This is a genomic window from Mycobacterium sp. DHQP2018-32-09 (assembly GCF_058148405.1).
Map to the genome: position 1 here is coordinate 16949 of NZ_JBYVYK010000062.1, position 14506 is coordinate 31454.

13 protein-coding genes are annotated in these 14506 nt (G+C 69.4%); 3 read left to right on the top strand and 10 right to left on the bottom strand.

The features are described from left to right. Positions 1-11 precede the first annotated feature (11 nt). Complete coding sequence (locus AC30CM_RS23745) at positions 12-2378, top strand: Tex family protein (protein WP_490119371.1); 2367 nt, start codon at positions 12-14, stop codon at positions 2376-2378. Between the two features lie 11 nt (positions 2379-2389). Here AC30CM_RS23745 and AC30CM_RS23750 read toward each other — a convergent pair whose 3' ends face one another. Then, on the bottom strand, positions 2390-5263 hold the full coding sequence (locus AC30CM_RS23750) for an MMPL/RND family transporter (protein ID WP_490119372.1): 2874 nt from the start codon (positions 5261-5263) through the stop codon (positions 2390-2392). A gap of 247 nt (positions 5264-5510) precedes the next feature. On the opposite strand from AC30CM_RS23750, the gene AC30CM_RS23755 reads away from it, so the two are divergent. After that, complete coding sequence (locus AC30CM_RS23755) at positions 5511-5699, top strand: hypothetical protein (RefSeq protein ID WP_490119373.1); 189 nt, start codon at positions 5511-5513, stop codon at positions 5697-5699. Positions 5700-5709: 10 nt separating this feature from the next. Here AC30CM_RS23755 and AC30CM_RS23760 read toward each other — a convergent pair whose 3' ends face one another. The 9 genes from AC30CM_RS23760 to AC30CM_RS23800 all read right to left on the bottom strand — a co-directional run bounded on the left by AC30CM_RS23760 (position 5710) and on the right by AC30CM_RS23800 (position 13846). Continuing rightward, positions 5710-6330 carry a TetR/AcrR family transcriptional regulator gene (locus AC30CM_RS23760; protein ID WP_490119374.1) on the bottom strand — a complete coding sequence of 207 codons (621 nt, stop codon included), beginning with the start codon at positions 6328-6330 and terminating at the stop codon, positions 5710-5712. Between the two features lie 95 nt (positions 6331-6425). Then, positions 6426-7394 carry a glycine betaine ABC transporter substrate-binding protein gene (locus AC30CM_RS23765; protein ID WP_490119375.1) on the bottom strand — a complete coding sequence of 323 codons (969 nt, stop codon included), beginning with the start codon at positions 7392-7394 and terminating at the stop codon, positions 6426-6428. A gap of 13 nt (positions 7395-7407) precedes the next feature. Beyond that, positions 7408-8148 carry an ABC transporter permease gene (locus AC30CM_RS23770; RefSeq protein WP_490119383.1) on the bottom strand — a complete coding sequence of 247 codons (741 nt, stop codon included), beginning with the start codon at positions 8146-8148 and terminating at the stop codon, positions 7408-7410. A gap of 44 nt (positions 8149-8192) precedes the next feature. Next, complete coding sequence (locus tag AC30CM_RS23775; protein ID WP_490119376.1) at positions 8193-9392, bottom strand: ABC transporter ATP-binding protein; 1200 nt, start codon at positions 9390-9392, stop codon at positions 8193-8195. Then, positions 9385-10032: an ABC transporter permease gene (locus tag AC30CM_RS23780; RefSeq protein ID WP_490119377.1), complete on the bottom strand. Its 648-nt coding sequence runs from the start codon at positions 10030-10032 to the stop codon at positions 9385-9387. The genes AC30CM_RS23775 and AC30CM_RS23780 overlap by 8 nt, the downstream gene beginning before the upstream one ends. A 124-nt stretch (positions 10033-10156) precedes the next feature. Then, positions 10157-10801, bottom strand: coding sequence for a peptidoglycan endopeptidase (locus tag AC30CM_RS23785; protein ID WP_490119378.1), 645 nt, complete (start codon positions 10799-10801; stop codon positions 10157-10159). A 331-nt stretch (positions 10802-11132) separates the two neighbouring features. Next, positions 11133-12815 carry an acyl-CoA synthetase gene (locus tag AC30CM_RS23790; protein ID WP_490119379.1) on the bottom strand — a complete coding sequence of 561 codons (1683 nt, stop codon included), beginning with the start codon at positions 12813-12815 and terminating at the stop codon, positions 11133-11135. Positions 12816-12955: 140 nt separating this feature from the next. After that, entirely contained in the window at positions 12956-13366 is a 411-nt protein-coding gene (locus tag AC30CM_RS23795; protein ID WP_490119384.1) for a hypothetical protein, read from the bottom strand. A gap of 117 nt (positions 13367-13483) precedes the next feature. Continuing rightward, the gene (locus AC30CM_RS23800) at positions 13484-13846 is read right to left on the bottom strand and encodes a hypothetical protein (protein WP_490119380.1); all 363 of its coding nucleotides are present in this window, start codon (positions 13844-13846) and stop codon (positions 13484-13486) included. Between the two features lie 174 nt (positions 13847-14020). Between AC30CM_RS23800 and AC30CM_RS23805 the strand changes: the two genes are divergently transcribed. Beyond that, positions 14021-14506: nuclear transport factor 2 family protein (locus tag AC30CM_RS23805; RefSeq protein ID WP_490119381.1), on the top strand; the 486-nt coding region annotated here is incomplete at its 3' end.

Below are 14506 nucleotides of genomic sequence, written 5' to 3' on the forward strand. Positions count from 1 at the left end.
AGAGCTTTCCCGTGAAGTCCGTAAACGCCCGTCTCGCTGGCGAACTCGCCGTCGAAGAGGCGCAGGTCGCCGCCGCGGTACGCCTGCTCGACGAGGGTGCCACCGTGCCGTTCATCGCGCGCTATCGCAAGGAGGTCACCGGCAGCCTCGACGACGGCCAGCTCCGCACGCTCGAGGAACGGCTGGGGTACCTGCGCGAACTCGACGAACGCCGCGCCGCCGTGCTCGCCTCCATCGAGGAACAGGGCAAGCTCACCGACGACCTGCGCGCGGCGCTGCTCGCCGCCGACACCAAGTCACGCGTCGAGGACATCTACCTGCCCTACAAGCCCAAGCGGCGCACCAAGGCGCAGATCGCCCGCGAGGCCGGCCTCGAACCCCTGGCCGACCGCCTGCTGGCCGACCCGACCCTGGTGCCCGACGAGGCGGCGGGTGAATTCGTGGGCGAGCAGGTGGCCGACGCGGCCGCCGCGCTCGAGGGCGCGCGCCACATCATCATCGAACGCGCGGCAGAGGACGCCGAGCTGGTGGGCGCCGTCCGGGCGAAGTTCTGGGCCGACGGTGCCGTGCATACCGCACCCGCCTCCGAGGAGATCGCGAAAAGCGCTGCGGCGCAGAAGTTCCGCGACTACTTCGACTTCTCCGAGCCGTTGGAGCGGATGCCGAGCCACCGCGTGCTCGCGGTGCTGCGTGGCGAGAAGGAGGGCGCGCTGTCGCTTCGGTTCGACGGTGGCGACGACGACGTCTACCAGGCGATGGTCGCCCAGGCCCTCGGCATCGACCTGTCGTCGCCCGCACCCGCAACCCCGTTCCTGGCCACGACCGTCCGGTTGGCGTGGCGTGTCAAGCTCGCCGTGTCGGCGTCGGTGGATGCCCGCGTGCGGCTACGGCAGCGCGCCGAGGAGGACGCCGTCGCCGTGTTCGCCCGCAACCTCAAGGACCTGCTACTGGCCGCCCCCGCGGGGACCCGGGCGACCCTCGGCCTGGATCCCGGCTTCCGCACCGGCGTCAAGGTCGCCGTCGTCGACGGCACGGGCAAGGTGCTCGACACGTGCGCCATCTACCCCCACCAGCCGCAACGCAAGTGGGACGAGGCCAAGGCCACGCTCGCCGCCTTCGTCGCCAAGCACCGTGTCGAGCTGATCGCGATCGGCAACGGCACTGCCTCGCGTGAAACTGACGCGCTGGCAACCGAACTCATCGCCGACATCAAGTCCGCCGGCGGCCCGGTGCCGGCGAAGGCGGTGGTCAGCGAGGCGGGTGCGTCCGTCTACTCCGCCTCGTCGTACGCCGCGCACGAACTGCCCGACCTCGACGTGACGCTGCGCGGCGCCGTGTCCATCGCCCGACGGCTGCAGGACCCGCTGGCCGAACTGGTCAAGATCGAACCCAAGTCGATCGGCGTCGGCCAGTACCAGCACGACGTCACGCCGGGAATCCTGGCGCGCAGCCTCGACGCCGTCGTCGAGGACGCGGTCAACGCCGTCGGCGTGGACCTGAACACCGCCTCGGTGCCGCTGCTGGCCCGGGTCTCGGGCATCACCGACTCGCTGGCCGAGGCCATCGTGGCCCACCGCGAGAAGAGCGGCCGCTTCGGCAGTCGCAAGGCGCTGCTGGAGGTTCCGCGATTGGGGCCCAAGGCCTTCGAACAGTGCGCCGGCTTCCTGCGCATCACCGACGGCGACGACCCGCTCGACGCGTCGGGCGTGCATCCCGAGGCCTACCCGGTGGTGCGGCGCATCCTGGACCGGGCCGGCGTGACGCTCGCCGAACTGATCGGCAACGAACGGACCCTGCGCACGCTGAAACCGGCCGAGTTCGCCGACGACCGCTTCGGCGTCCCGACCGTCACCGACATCCTCGCCGAACTCGAGAAGCCCGGGCGCGATCCCCGGCCGGCCTTCACCACGGCGACGTTCGCCGCGGGCGTCGAGAAGGTGTCCGACCTCAAGCCCGGCATGGTGCTCGAGGGCGTGGTCACCAACGTCGCCGCCTTCGGCGCGTTCGTCGACGTCGGCGTGCACCAGGACGGCCTGGTGCACGTGTCGGCCATGTCCGACCGCTACGTCTCCGACCCCCACGAGGTGGTGAAGTCGGGGCAGGTGGTGCGGGTGAAGGTGCTCGAGGTCGACGTCGATCGGCAACGCATCGGCCTCACGCTGCGGCTGAACGACGAAGCCAAGCGGCCGGCCGGCGGCCGTCCGGAGCGGTCCGGGCCACCTGCCGGCGCCAAGGGTCAGGACCGGCGAAATGGTCAGCGCGGCAAGGGCAGTGGGCAGCGTACCGACGGCCGTCGCGGTGATGCCGGGCGGCGTGCCGAGAGCGCACCGTCGGGCTCGATGGCCCAGGCGTTGCGCGACGCCGGCTTCGGTCGCTGAGCCAGGACCGGTCAGCGCCGCCCGCGGGCGGCGGGCCGGTGCAGGAACGACGCCGACAACGGCCGCTGACGCACCACCTGCGGCCACCAGAACCACCGGCCCATCAACGCGGCGATCGACGGCGTCATGAACGCGCGCACCACCAGGGTGTCGAACAGCAGACCGAGCCCGATGGTGGTGCCGACCTGGGCCACCACCGTCATCTGGCTGACCGCCATCGACATCATCGTGAACGCGAACACCAGGCCCGCGGCGGTCACCACCGAGCCGCTGCCGCCCATGGCGCGGATGATGCCGGTGTTGATGCCGGCGTGCAGCTCCTCCTTGAGCCGCGCCACCAACAGCAGGTTGTAGTCGGCGCCGACGGCGAGCAGCACGATCACCGCCATCGCCATCACCATGAAGTGCAGCGGGATGCCGAGCACGTGTTGCCACACCAGCACCGAGACGCCGAACGAGGCCCCGAGGGAGAGCAGCACGGTCCCGACGATCACCGCCGAGGCCACGACGCTGCGGGTGATGAGCAGCATGATGATGAAGATCAGCGTCAGCGCGGAGATCCCGGCGATCAGCAGGTCGTACTTGTTGCCGTCCTGCATGTCCTTGAACACCGAGGCGGTACCGCCGACGTAGACCTTCGCCCCCTCCAACGGAGTGCCCTTGATGGCCTCCGTCGCCGCCTTCTTGATGGCCTCGATGCGGCTGATGCCGTCGGGCGAGAGCGGATCACCTTCGTGAGAGATGATGAACCGCACCGACTTTCCGTCGGGGGAGATGAAGCTCTTCATGCCACGCTTGAAGTCCTCGTTGTCGAAGATCTCCGGTGGCAGATAGAAGCTGTCGTCGTTCCACGAATCGTTGAACGCATCGCTCATGGCCGACTGGTTGTCCGACGCCGCGGCCTGCTGATCCTGCAGGCCCCCCTGCGACGACTTCATCTTCAGCATCATCTGCTGCTGTGAGCGCATCGACTCGATCTGTTCGGGCATCAGCGCCTGCAGCTGCGGCAGCAGCACCGACAACCGTTCCAGCACCGGCACGATCTGACCGAAGTCGTCGGTCGACGTGTTCACCCCGTCGAGCAGGTCGAAGATCGAACGCAGCGACCAGCACACCGGAATGTCGTAGCAGTGCGGTTCCCAGTAGAAGTACGCGCGGATCGGGCGGAAGAAGTCGTCGAAGTTCGAAATCGAGTCGCGCAACTCCGAGATGTCGACGTACATCTGCTTGGTCTTGGCGACCATCTGCTGCGTGACGTCGTTCATCTGACCCATCAGGTCGTACATCCGGGTCATGGTGCCGATGGTCTTGTCCAGTTCCGCGGCCTGCACGTCGAGATCGGCCATGCGGTCCTGGTTGTACTTGCGATTGAGTTCCTGGCTGACTCCCGAGAGCCCCAGCTGCGACGGGATGGTGCTGAACTTGATGGGCTTGCCGTCGGGCCGGGTGATGGCCTGCACGCTGCCGATGCCCGGGACCCGGAACACCGCCTTGGCGATCTTGTCGATCACCAGGAAGTCCGCCGAGTTGCGCAGATCCTCGTCGGTCTCCACCAGCAACAGTTCGGGGTTCATCCGCGCCGGGTCGAAGTGCCGCTCGGCTGCCGCGAAACCCTGATTGGCGGGCAGGTCGGCGGGCAGGTACTTGCGGTCGTTGTAGTTCGGTTGATAGCCGGGCAGCGTGAGCAGACCGACGAGCGACAGCGCGACGGTGGCCACCAGCACCGGCCCGGGCCACCGCACGATGACGGCGCCGATCTTGCGCCAGCCGCGGATGCGCATCGCGCGCTTGGGTTCCAGCCACCCCCACCTGGTGACGACGGTGATCAGCGCGGGCCCGAGGGTCAACGCCACCAGCACGGCGATGGTCATGCCGACGGCCAGCGGCACGCCGAGTGACTGGAAGTAGGGCAGCCGCGTGAACGACAGGCAGAACGTGGCGCCCGCGATGGTCATGCCCGACCCCAGCACGACGTGCGCCGTGCCGTGGAACATCGTGTAGTAGGCCTGCTCCCGGTCCTCGCCGAGGGACCGGGCCTCCTGGTAGCGGCCGATCAGGAAGATCGCGTAGTCCGTGGTGGCGGCGATGGCCAACGTCACCAGCAGCTGCGTGGCGAACGTCGAGAGTCCGATCAGGTCGTGATACCCGAGGAACGCGACCACGCCGCGCGAGGCCGCCAGGCCCAGCACCACGATGACCAGGTTCAGGATCACCGTCTTGAACGAGCGGTACACCAGCAGCAGCATCGTGATGATGACGGCGAACGTCGCCAACTCGATGATGCGGACGCTGCGGTCGCCGGCGATCTGCTGATCGGCCGCCAGCGCCGAACTGCCCGTGACGAACACCTTGACGCCCGGCGGCGGGTCCAGTCCCGCCACGATCTTCTGCACGGCCTCGACCGACTCGTTGGCCAGCGCCTCACCCTGGTTGCCCGCCAGGTAGACCTGGACGTAGGTGGCCTTGAGGTCCTTGCTCTGCGCGCCGGCTTCGGTGAGCGGGTCGCCCCAGAAGTCCTGGACGTGCTCGACGTGCCGGCTGTCGGCTTCCAGCTTGTCGATCATCTCGTTGTAGAAGCGATGCGCGTCGGCGCCCAGCGGCTGATCGCCCTCCAGCACGATCATCGCCGAGCTGTCGGACGTGAACTCGTCGAACACGGTGCCGACGCGCTTCATCGCGATCACCGACGGTGCCTCGTCGGGGCTCATCGACACCGACCGCATCTGTCCGACGACCTCGAGCTGCGGGACCGTGACGTTGAGGATCGCGGCGATGGCGATCCAGGCGAGGATGATCGGCACCGCCAACCGCCGGATCCACGTCGCGATGCCGCCGCGATGGGCACGCGGGGACGGGGCCACCGGTTCGGTGGTGGGGGCGCTCATCGGGTGACCGCCCGGGACGGCGGGGGAACGTGGCCGGCATTGCGCCCATGTCCAGTGCTGCTGGGCACCTCGGCAGAACTCCTCACGCGCGGCTGTCGGGTCCGTCTTAGTAAAGCAGACTAGATAACTCGGCGGCGAGCGCCGCCGGTGCGTTCCGGTCTCCGCACGCTGGGGTTCCGTTCGCTGGGGTTCCGCACGCTGGGGTTCCGCACGCTGGGGTTCCGTTCGCTGGGGTTACGCTCGATCCGTGCGCTTCGTCCTGTTGTGTGTCGGCATCGTGATCGCCTGCTTCGGGGTGCTGTGGGCCCTGCAAGGTTTCGGCGTGGTGGGCGGCAGCCCGATGAGCAACACCACCACGTGGTCGATCATCGGCCCCATCACCGCCGTGATCGGCATCGCGATCGCCGGTTACGCGGCGCGTTCCCGCAAGCGCTGACGCCAGCGCCTCAGCTGCGCCCGCCCACCTTCATGTCGGCGGCATAGCTGGCCAGGTGCTCCAGCGAACGGTTCATGCGTTCCAGGGCGAGTTGCGGCCCCAACTTCACGTCCGGGCCGTCGTCGACCAGGTCGTGACAGGCCTTGACCAGCGTGGTGTTGAAGAGGGCGACGGCGAGTTCCAGGCCCGGGTCGTCCGGCGTGACGCCCATCTTCTGCGCCAGGACGTCCAGGATCTCCTGACTGCGCCGATCGATGGCGGCCTGCCGCAGCACGTTCGACGAGTTGATGACCCGCAGCATCAGGGCGAACTTGTCGGCGGTCAACCCCTCCACCGTGCGCTTGGACACCCGCTCGTAGACCCGGATGTGCGCCACCCGCAGCGCCTCAAGTGGCGTGTAGCCGTTGGGGAGCTGCTCGAGTTCGGCCGCGATCTCGCGATCGAAGTCGTCGGCCACCGCGATGAACACCGCGTCCTTGGTGGCGAAGTACCGGCTGAACGTGCGGGTCGAGATGTCGGCGGCCGCAGCGATCTGTTCCACCGTGGTGTTGTCGTAGCCCTGTTTCAGGCACATCTCGACGGCCGCATCGACGAGCATCTTGCGGGTGATCTGCTTCTTCCGCTCGCGCAAACTCGAACGGTGGCCTGTCCTGGACTCCGACACGGCGAGCAGTCTACCCAAAGACAGCCAATTCCTTCTATTTGTGAACGGTTAGCCAGGGAAGTCTAAGCAGCGGTCAGCAGACCTTGCTGGATCAGCCAGTCCCTGGCCACCAGCGCCGGATCGTCGCCGTCGCTGTCGACCTTGGCGTTCAACTCCAGCATCACGTCGTTGGTGATCCGCGGGTTGAGCTGGCCGAAGACGTCCGCCAGCTCGGGATGCGCCGTCAGCAGGTCGGTGGCGATGACCTCGGTGAGGTTGTAGAGCGGGAAGAACCCGCGATCGTCGTCGAGCACCCGCAACCCGAGAGCCGGGATGCGGCCGTCGGTGGTGAAGACCTCGCCGAAGTTGCAGTCGCCGTTGGCGGTGGCCGTGTAGATCACGCCCGTGTCGAGGTTGGTCACCCGACCCAAGCGTTCGCGAGACAGGCCGTAGGTGGCGAGCATGGGCACGAAACCGTCGTTGCGACTCGCGAATTCGCTCTCCACGCAGAACGTCAGCTGATCGGGAGGCAGGCCGGCGAGGTCCGAGAGCTTGCTGACGCCGAGCCGTCGGGCCTCGGCCTCGCGGATCGCGAAGGCGTAGGTGTTGTTCATCGGAGCCGGTGGCAGCCACGTCAATCCGTTGGCCGCATCGGCCTCGTTGACGGCCCGCCACTGTTGCTCGGAGCCCTTGATGGGCTGCTCGTTGCCCAGATAGTTGATCCACCCGGTCCCGGTGTACTCCGGCGACACGTTGGCCGTGCCGTCCAGCATGGCCTGGCGCACGCCGAAGCTGCCCGGGGTGTTGGTCAGGTTCGTCACGTCGGCGCCGGCGGCCGCCAGGATGATCGACAGCATGTTCCCGAGGATGAGCTGCTCGGTGAAGTCCTTTGCTGCGACCGTGACCTTCACGCCCTCCAGCGACGCATGGTGCGCTATGGACCCGGGCCGCGCCTCCAGCACCGCGCCGCTCGCCGAGCGCAATCCGCACCCGGCGAGCAGGGCGGGTAGCAGGGCCAGTCCCGCCAACAGGGCGGTCGTGCGACGGAACACGTCAGGACCCCTCTCAGATTCCCTTGGGCGCGGCGACGAACTCGACCACCCGCGCCAACCAGTCGATGGCCAGGGCGAGCGCGGCCACCAAGATGGCACCGACCACCAACGTCGTGGTCTGCTGCAGTTTGATGCCCGTGGTGATGAGTTGCCCGAGCCCGCCCGCGCCGGTGAACGACGCCAGGGCGGCGGTGCCCACGATCAGGACGAGCGCCGTGCGCACGCCGGCCACGATGACCGGCAGGGCCAGGGGCAGTTCGACGCGGACGAGCGTGGTGCCCGCCGACATGCCCATGCCCCGTGCGGCCTCCACCAGGCGGCGGTCGACACCGTCCAGGCCCACGACGGTGTTGGCGACGATGGGCAGCGCCCCGTACACCACCAGCGCCGCGATGGCCCCGGTGCTGCCGATCCCGAAGATCACCGCGCCCAGGGCGATGAGGCCGATCGCCGGCGCCGCCTGACCGAATCCGGCGACGGTGATGATCGGCTTGGCCAACCGGCGCATGCTGCCCCGCGTCAACGCGATGCCCAGCGGTATCGCCACCACGCACGTGAGGATGGTCGCGGCCAGGCTGATCGTCATGTGCTGGCGCAGCAGCGTCAGCAGTTCCGGTATGGCCAGCGACCGCTTCTCCGACTCCGACACGTCGGCGACGTGCACGTACGCCAGCGATCCGGCCACGGCCACCAGGCACGCCAGCGGTTGCAGCACCCAGCGCGGTCGGCTGCCACCCCGGGTCGCGCCATTCACCTCACCGTCGGTGCCGCTCGCGGCGACGTCGGGGAGCGCGGCCGTCACGACGCGGCCCGATGCGCGCCGCGCAGGTCGGCCATGGCGTCCATGATGGTCTCCACTCGGATGACGCCCTGATACGCATTGCGCCGGCCCGTCACCACCACGACGCCGTGCGACGACGTCAGCATGTCGTCGAGCGCGTCGTTGAGCGTCGACGCCGGGCTCACCACCTCGAGGGCCTCGTCACGCTGGACGTCGTCGAGCGCTCTCGGCCGGGCCAGCTCGGCCAACGACATCCAGCGCTGCGGCCGTTCCTGGCCGTCGAGCACGATGACGTGCTGGCGGTTGATGGCCTCCGCGGCGCGGATGGCCGCGGAGGCGTCGCCGCCGACGTGGGCCACGGCCGCCTCGTGCAGTTCGACGTCGCGCACCCGGGTCAGCGTCAACTGCTTGAGCGCGGCGCCGTGCCCGACGAAGCCGCGGACGAAGTCGTCGGCCGGGTTGGCCAGGATCTCCTCGGGGGTGTCGTACTGCACGATCTTCGACCCCGTGGTGAGGATCGCGATCTTGTCGCCGAGTTTGACCGCCTCGTCGAAGTCGTGCGTGACGAACACGATGGTCTTGCGCAGTTCCTCCTGCAGGCGCAGCAACTCGTCTTGTAGCCGCTGCCGCGTGATGGGGTCGACGGCGCCGAAGGGCTCGTCCATGAGCAGCACCGGCGGATCGGCCGCCAGCGCGCGCGCCACGCCCACGCGCTGCTGCTGACCGCCCGACAGTTCGCGCGGGTAGCGGTCGCGGTACTTGGCCGGCTCCAGGTTCACCAGGTCGAGCAATTCGTCGACGCGTTCGGCGATCCTCTTCTTGTCCCACTTGAGCAACCGCGGCACGATGGCCACGTTGTCGCCCACCGTGAGGTGCGGGAACAATCCCGCACCCTGGATGACGTAGCCGATGTGCCTGCGCAGTTGGTCCGCGTCGTGCGTGGTGACGTCGTCGTCGCCGATGAAGATCCGACCGCTCGTCGGTTCGATGAGCCGGTTGATCATCTTCATCGTTGTGGTCTTGCCGCACCCGGACGGCCCGACCAGCATGACGATGTCGCCCGCGGCGATCTCGAGGGTGACGTCGTCCACGGCGGCGGGTGACTTGGCGTCGTAGCGCTTCGTGACGCCGTCGAGCAGGATGCGTACGCCGCCGGTTCGCGCCGACCCGGCGGACCCGGACGACCCGGAAGGCGTGCTGGGCGTGGTCTCAGACAAGGATCCCCCTCGGGGTCGTGAGTCGGGTGACGAGGTTGAGCACGGTGTCGAGCACCACGGCCAGGACGAGGATGCCGACGGTGCCCGCGATGATGGAGTTCGTGGCGTTGGCGCCGCCGGTGCGTGAGATCCCCGAGAAGATGTAGCCGCCCAGCCCGGGGCCCAGCGCGTAGGCCGCGATGGCGGCGATGCCCATCAGCATCTGGGCGGAGATGCGCACGCCCGTCATGATCACCGGCCACGCCAGCGGCAACTCGAGACGCACCAGCGTCGCCAGCCGGCTCATGCCCATGCCGCGCGCCGACTCGACCAGCGCGGGATCGACGCCCGCCAGACCGACGAGCACGTTGCGAAGGATCGGCAGGAAGCCGAAGAACACCAGCATGACGACCGACGGCAGCACGCCGATGCCGACGATGCCGACGAGCACGCCGAGCAAGGCGTAGGACGGGATGGTCAGACCCACCGAGGTCAACGAGTTCCCGACGGCGCGGCCCCACGGTCTGCGGTACACCAGCACACCCACGCCGACGGCGAACACCGTGGCCAGGGCCAGCGTCTGCACGACCAAGCTCATGTGCTGATAGGCCAGGAAGGACAACACCGCCCAGCGGTCGCTGACGAAGTCGACGAAGCTCATGAAGTTGTGCCCTTCCCTGCAGACTGCGTGCAGGGAGTACCCAGCTGACGGTCAGGCAAACCACCCGGGTGCGATCGTGCGTTCGCTGGATGGGGGTGCGCTCGGCGGTTCGTGCCGCCGGCGGTCAGATCGCCGCAGGTGGCGGGGCGGGTGCCGCCGGGGGCGGGGTGGGTCCCGCCGGGGGCGGGGTGGGTGCCGCCGGGGGCGGTGGCGTGCCGTCACCCGGTGGCGGCGTCAGCTCGGGGGCGGGGATGGCATCGGGTGCCAGCGGTGGCAGGTCCGCCACCGGCGCCGGATCCGGGGCGGGCACGGCGACGGGGTCCGCAGGCGGGGGTGGTGCGAAGGGATCGGCCGGCGGGGCGTCCTGGGGTGCGGGCGGGCCCGCGTCGACGTCCTCCACCGGCAGGTACATGTGGTGGGTGAACTGCGGCTGATAGGCCCCGCCACCGCCCACGCGCACGCCGCCTCCCTCGCCGCTGGCCACCGGGGTGCCGTCGGGCAGGGTGACGGCGGTGTGCCCGCCGTTCCACCCGATCACCAGCGCGCCGGGCGCGGTGCCGTACCGGAACCCGCGGGCCAGCAGGGCCGACTCCTGGTTGCCGGTGTTGAAGCGGTCGCCGTAGATGGGCCGGCCGGTGGCGGCATTGGCCACCCAGGAGGCCAGACCCGAGCAGTCCGTGCCTGCGGGCGAGTCGCCGCCCGTGACGTAGGGCGTCCCCGAGACCTGATGGACGAGCGTCATCAGCGTTGCGGTCGCGATACCAATCATGCGGCGGGACACTAGCAATGGGTTTTGCCGACGTTCAACATTCGTGAGACCCGTCACGTCGCAACGCCGATCGAGGCGAATTCAACAAGAAGCGTTGTGCCAGGAGCGATCTCGCCACTCGTACCGGGGTGGCACGGTGGGTCCGGCTGCCCGCCAAGACGTTTCACGAGAAGTCTTGACGCCGAAGTCAAAAGCGCTGGTGAGCACCGCTTTCGAGGTCATCGCTCGGGTGGTCGCGATGGCCGTCGTGATGCCCGTGGTCGAAGCTGGCCGACGCTGCCGCCCCGTTGCCCACATCGCAGGTTCGCGACACGTTCGCGGTGGCGGTCGGCTACTCGGACCGCACCGAGTCGGAGGCGACGGCCGCGACGGACGTGGCCCACCGGTAGTCGGCCTTGCCTGCGGGGGAGCGGACCACCTTGTCCACCCGGACGAAGGCCTTGGGCACCTTGTAGCGCGCGATGGTGCGCTCGCACGTGCCGGCGAGGTCCTCGTCGGAGGCGTCGGCGTCGCCGGCGAACTGCACCACGGCCACCACCTCGCTGCCCCAGCGCTCGGACGGCCGGCCGACCACCACCACGTCGTACACCGCCGGGTGGGCTGCCACCGCGCGTTCCACCTCCTCGGCGAAGATCTTCTCGCCGCCGGAGTTGATGGTCACCGAATCCCGGCCCAGCAGTTCGATGCGGCCGTCGTCGAGCACGTTGGCGCGGTCGCCGGGCACCGACCACCGCACCCCGTCGATGGTGGGGAAGGTGCGCGCGGTCTTCGCCGCGTCGCCGAGATAACCCAGCGGGATGTAGTCCCGGCGCGCCAGCCAGCCACTGCCCTCGCCGGGGCACAGGACGCGATCGAGGTCCGCCGAGACCACCGCGGTGTCGGACTGCGGGGTGAACGTGGCAGGCGTGGCCTCGGCGCCCGCGGTGTTCACGGTGCTCATCTGGGCTCCCGACTCCGAAGCGCCGACGGCATCCATGACCATGACGTGCGGCAGCGCGGCGAGGATGCGCGCGCGCACCGTCGGCGACAGCGGGGCGCCGCCGTTGGAGAACGTCACCAACCCGGACAGGTCGTAGTCACCGGCCTCCAACTCGTCCACCAGCGGGCGGGCGATGGCGTCGCCGACCACCGGGATGGAGAGCACCCGCTCCCGCGCGGCGAGCGCCAGTACCTCGGCGGGACGCAGCCGCTCCACGTCGTCGGGAATCACCACGCGTCCGCCCATGCTCACCATGTTGAACGCGGCCCACTGCGCGGCACCGTGCATGAGCGGCGGGATCATCAACATCGACATCGCCCCGGGCGCCGCACCGGCCTTGGCGGCCAGCTCGTCGTGCGAGCCCAGCCCCTGGTCGCTGCCCCAGGGCCGGCCACCCATCGACGACATGAAGATGTCGTGCTGACGCCACAGCACGCCCTTCGGCATGCCGGTGGTGCCGCCGGTGTAGAGGATGTACAGATCGTCACCCGAGGGGGTGGGCAGACCGTCCGGAGGCGGCGGGGTCTGGAGAATGGTCTCGTAATCGACTGCGCCGGGCAGTAATTCGTGGCCGGAGCCGTCGTCGACCTGGATCAGGACGGCCAGCTGCGGCAGTCGATCGCGGATGGCGGCCACCCGCGGCGCGAACTCGCCGGGGTAGACCAGCGCGCGCGCTCCCGAGTCGGTGAGCAGGTACACCAGCTCGTCCTCGACGTAGCGGTAGCTGACGTTGAACGGGGCCACGCGAGCGCGGCAGCTCCCGACCATGGCCTCCAGGTACTGGTTGCCGTTGCGGAGGTAGATTCCCAGGTGGTCCTGCCCGGACTCGTGCCCGGCGAGGGCGTCGCGTTCGGTGTGGCAGCCCAGCCCCACCGAGGCCAGGTAGTTCGCGAAACCGTCGATCCGACGGTCCACGTCTCGGTAGGTGGCCCGTAGGTCGCGCCACACCAGGAACTCGTGGTCCGGGAGGGTCCTGGCCACGGTGCCGAAGACGTCGGACAGGTTGAAGCCACCAGTGCTCACGACGTAGACCATACATATATCCGAAGAACGTATGGTCGAATTCTCGGCATCACGGGTCCGGCATCACGGGCCGGGCATCACGGGTCCGGCATCACGGGTCCGGTATCCGGACTCCGGTCTCCCGTACTCCGGTCTTGACCCCGCCGAGCCGCTCAGCCCGGGAAGAACCCCGCGCCCGTCAGCGTGCCGGGCTGCCAACCCTGCGCACCCAGGCACACCATCGGGCGACCGTCGGGCGACTGCGCCGCGGACTTCGGCCCGGGGCACGGTGCCCCGATCTCCTGCTGCCCGTACAGCGGGTAGGACGACACCCAGAAGCCCGTGTACACCGGCGGCCACTGGTTGGGGATCCAGTGGCAGACCAGCGGCTCACCACCGGGGCCGCGCCCGAACGTGAAGAGCTGGTAGTTGTCACACGGCGCCGACAGCGACGCCTGGTAGTTCATGCCCGGCACGTCCGACGGGTACCGGCCGGACGGATCGGAATAGTCGTTGTCCGGGGCTGCCGACGCCACCGGCGCCAGCGCGGCGGCGCACGCAATGCCGACGGCCACGGCGCCCATCGCGACGGTCAGATCCTTGGTCACACGACCGGTGAGATGGCGCAGCACGAACCCTCCTCGACGAGCCCGATACCCAGGCCGGAACGCAATCGTGGCAAAGCTTATCCGGCGCGCCCGCTACTCCGTGGCGGTATCGAGCGCGCTCACCGCGATGCCGTACGGCAGGAATCGCACCCGGCGCCGAGGATCGGTGTTGTTCTTGTTGGCCCGCAACGCCTCCAGCTCGCTCGGATACACCTCCTCGATGTGCGCGCCGCCGTCGTCGCCGACGGTGAACACCGCCCACACCCCGTCACCGGTGTCCCCGGTGGTCTCCGGGCGCCTGGTCGGTCGAGCCGAGCGGGTCACGTCGTCGATCAGCGTGGCCCAACTCGCGCCCCGACCGAACCGGTCCAAGGCGTCCCGCAGCCCCTCACCCGCCTCGCGAATGGCCCGGTCGAAGTCCTCCGGGTCGATGCCGAACGGTCCGTTGCCGCCCATCGTGATCCTCCTGCCCACCGGCGCCGCGGGTGACGCCGACGATGGCACCAGTGTGCGCGCGATCGCCGACCCGCGCCAGCACGTGCGCGGCCACCCGCACGGACACCGCGAACACCGGGGACACGGCGGCCCCGGCGACCGCCGGAACGCCCCCGGGCGGGGGACGATGGTGCGATGGCCGACGGATCCGCCCACCCCGACGCCGCGCTGCTGCGCGCCGTCGCACGCTCGCCGGCCGCCGCGGCAGCCCACGACCGGGAGGCCTGGGTCGGGCTGTTCAGCGCCGACGGCCGCATCGAGGACCCGGTGGGATCACGGCCCCACGTCGGCACCGCCGCCATCGCACGCTTCTACGACACCTTCATCGGACCCCGAGACGTCACGTTCCTGCCCGGGACGGACCTGGTGGCCGGCCGCACCGTCGTGCGCGACCTGGACCTGCAGGTCGGCATGTCCCGCGACGTGACCCTGCACGTCCCCGCCTACCTGCGCTACGACCTGGACGACACACTGGCGATCACCCGGCTGCGGGCCCACTGGGAACTGCCCGCCATGCTCGGGCGCTTCCTGCGGCTCGGCGGCGCCGCCGCCCCCGCGGGAGCGCGCCTGGCCACCGGACTGCTGCGCCACCAGGGTCCGGCGGGCGCGCTCGGCTTCGCC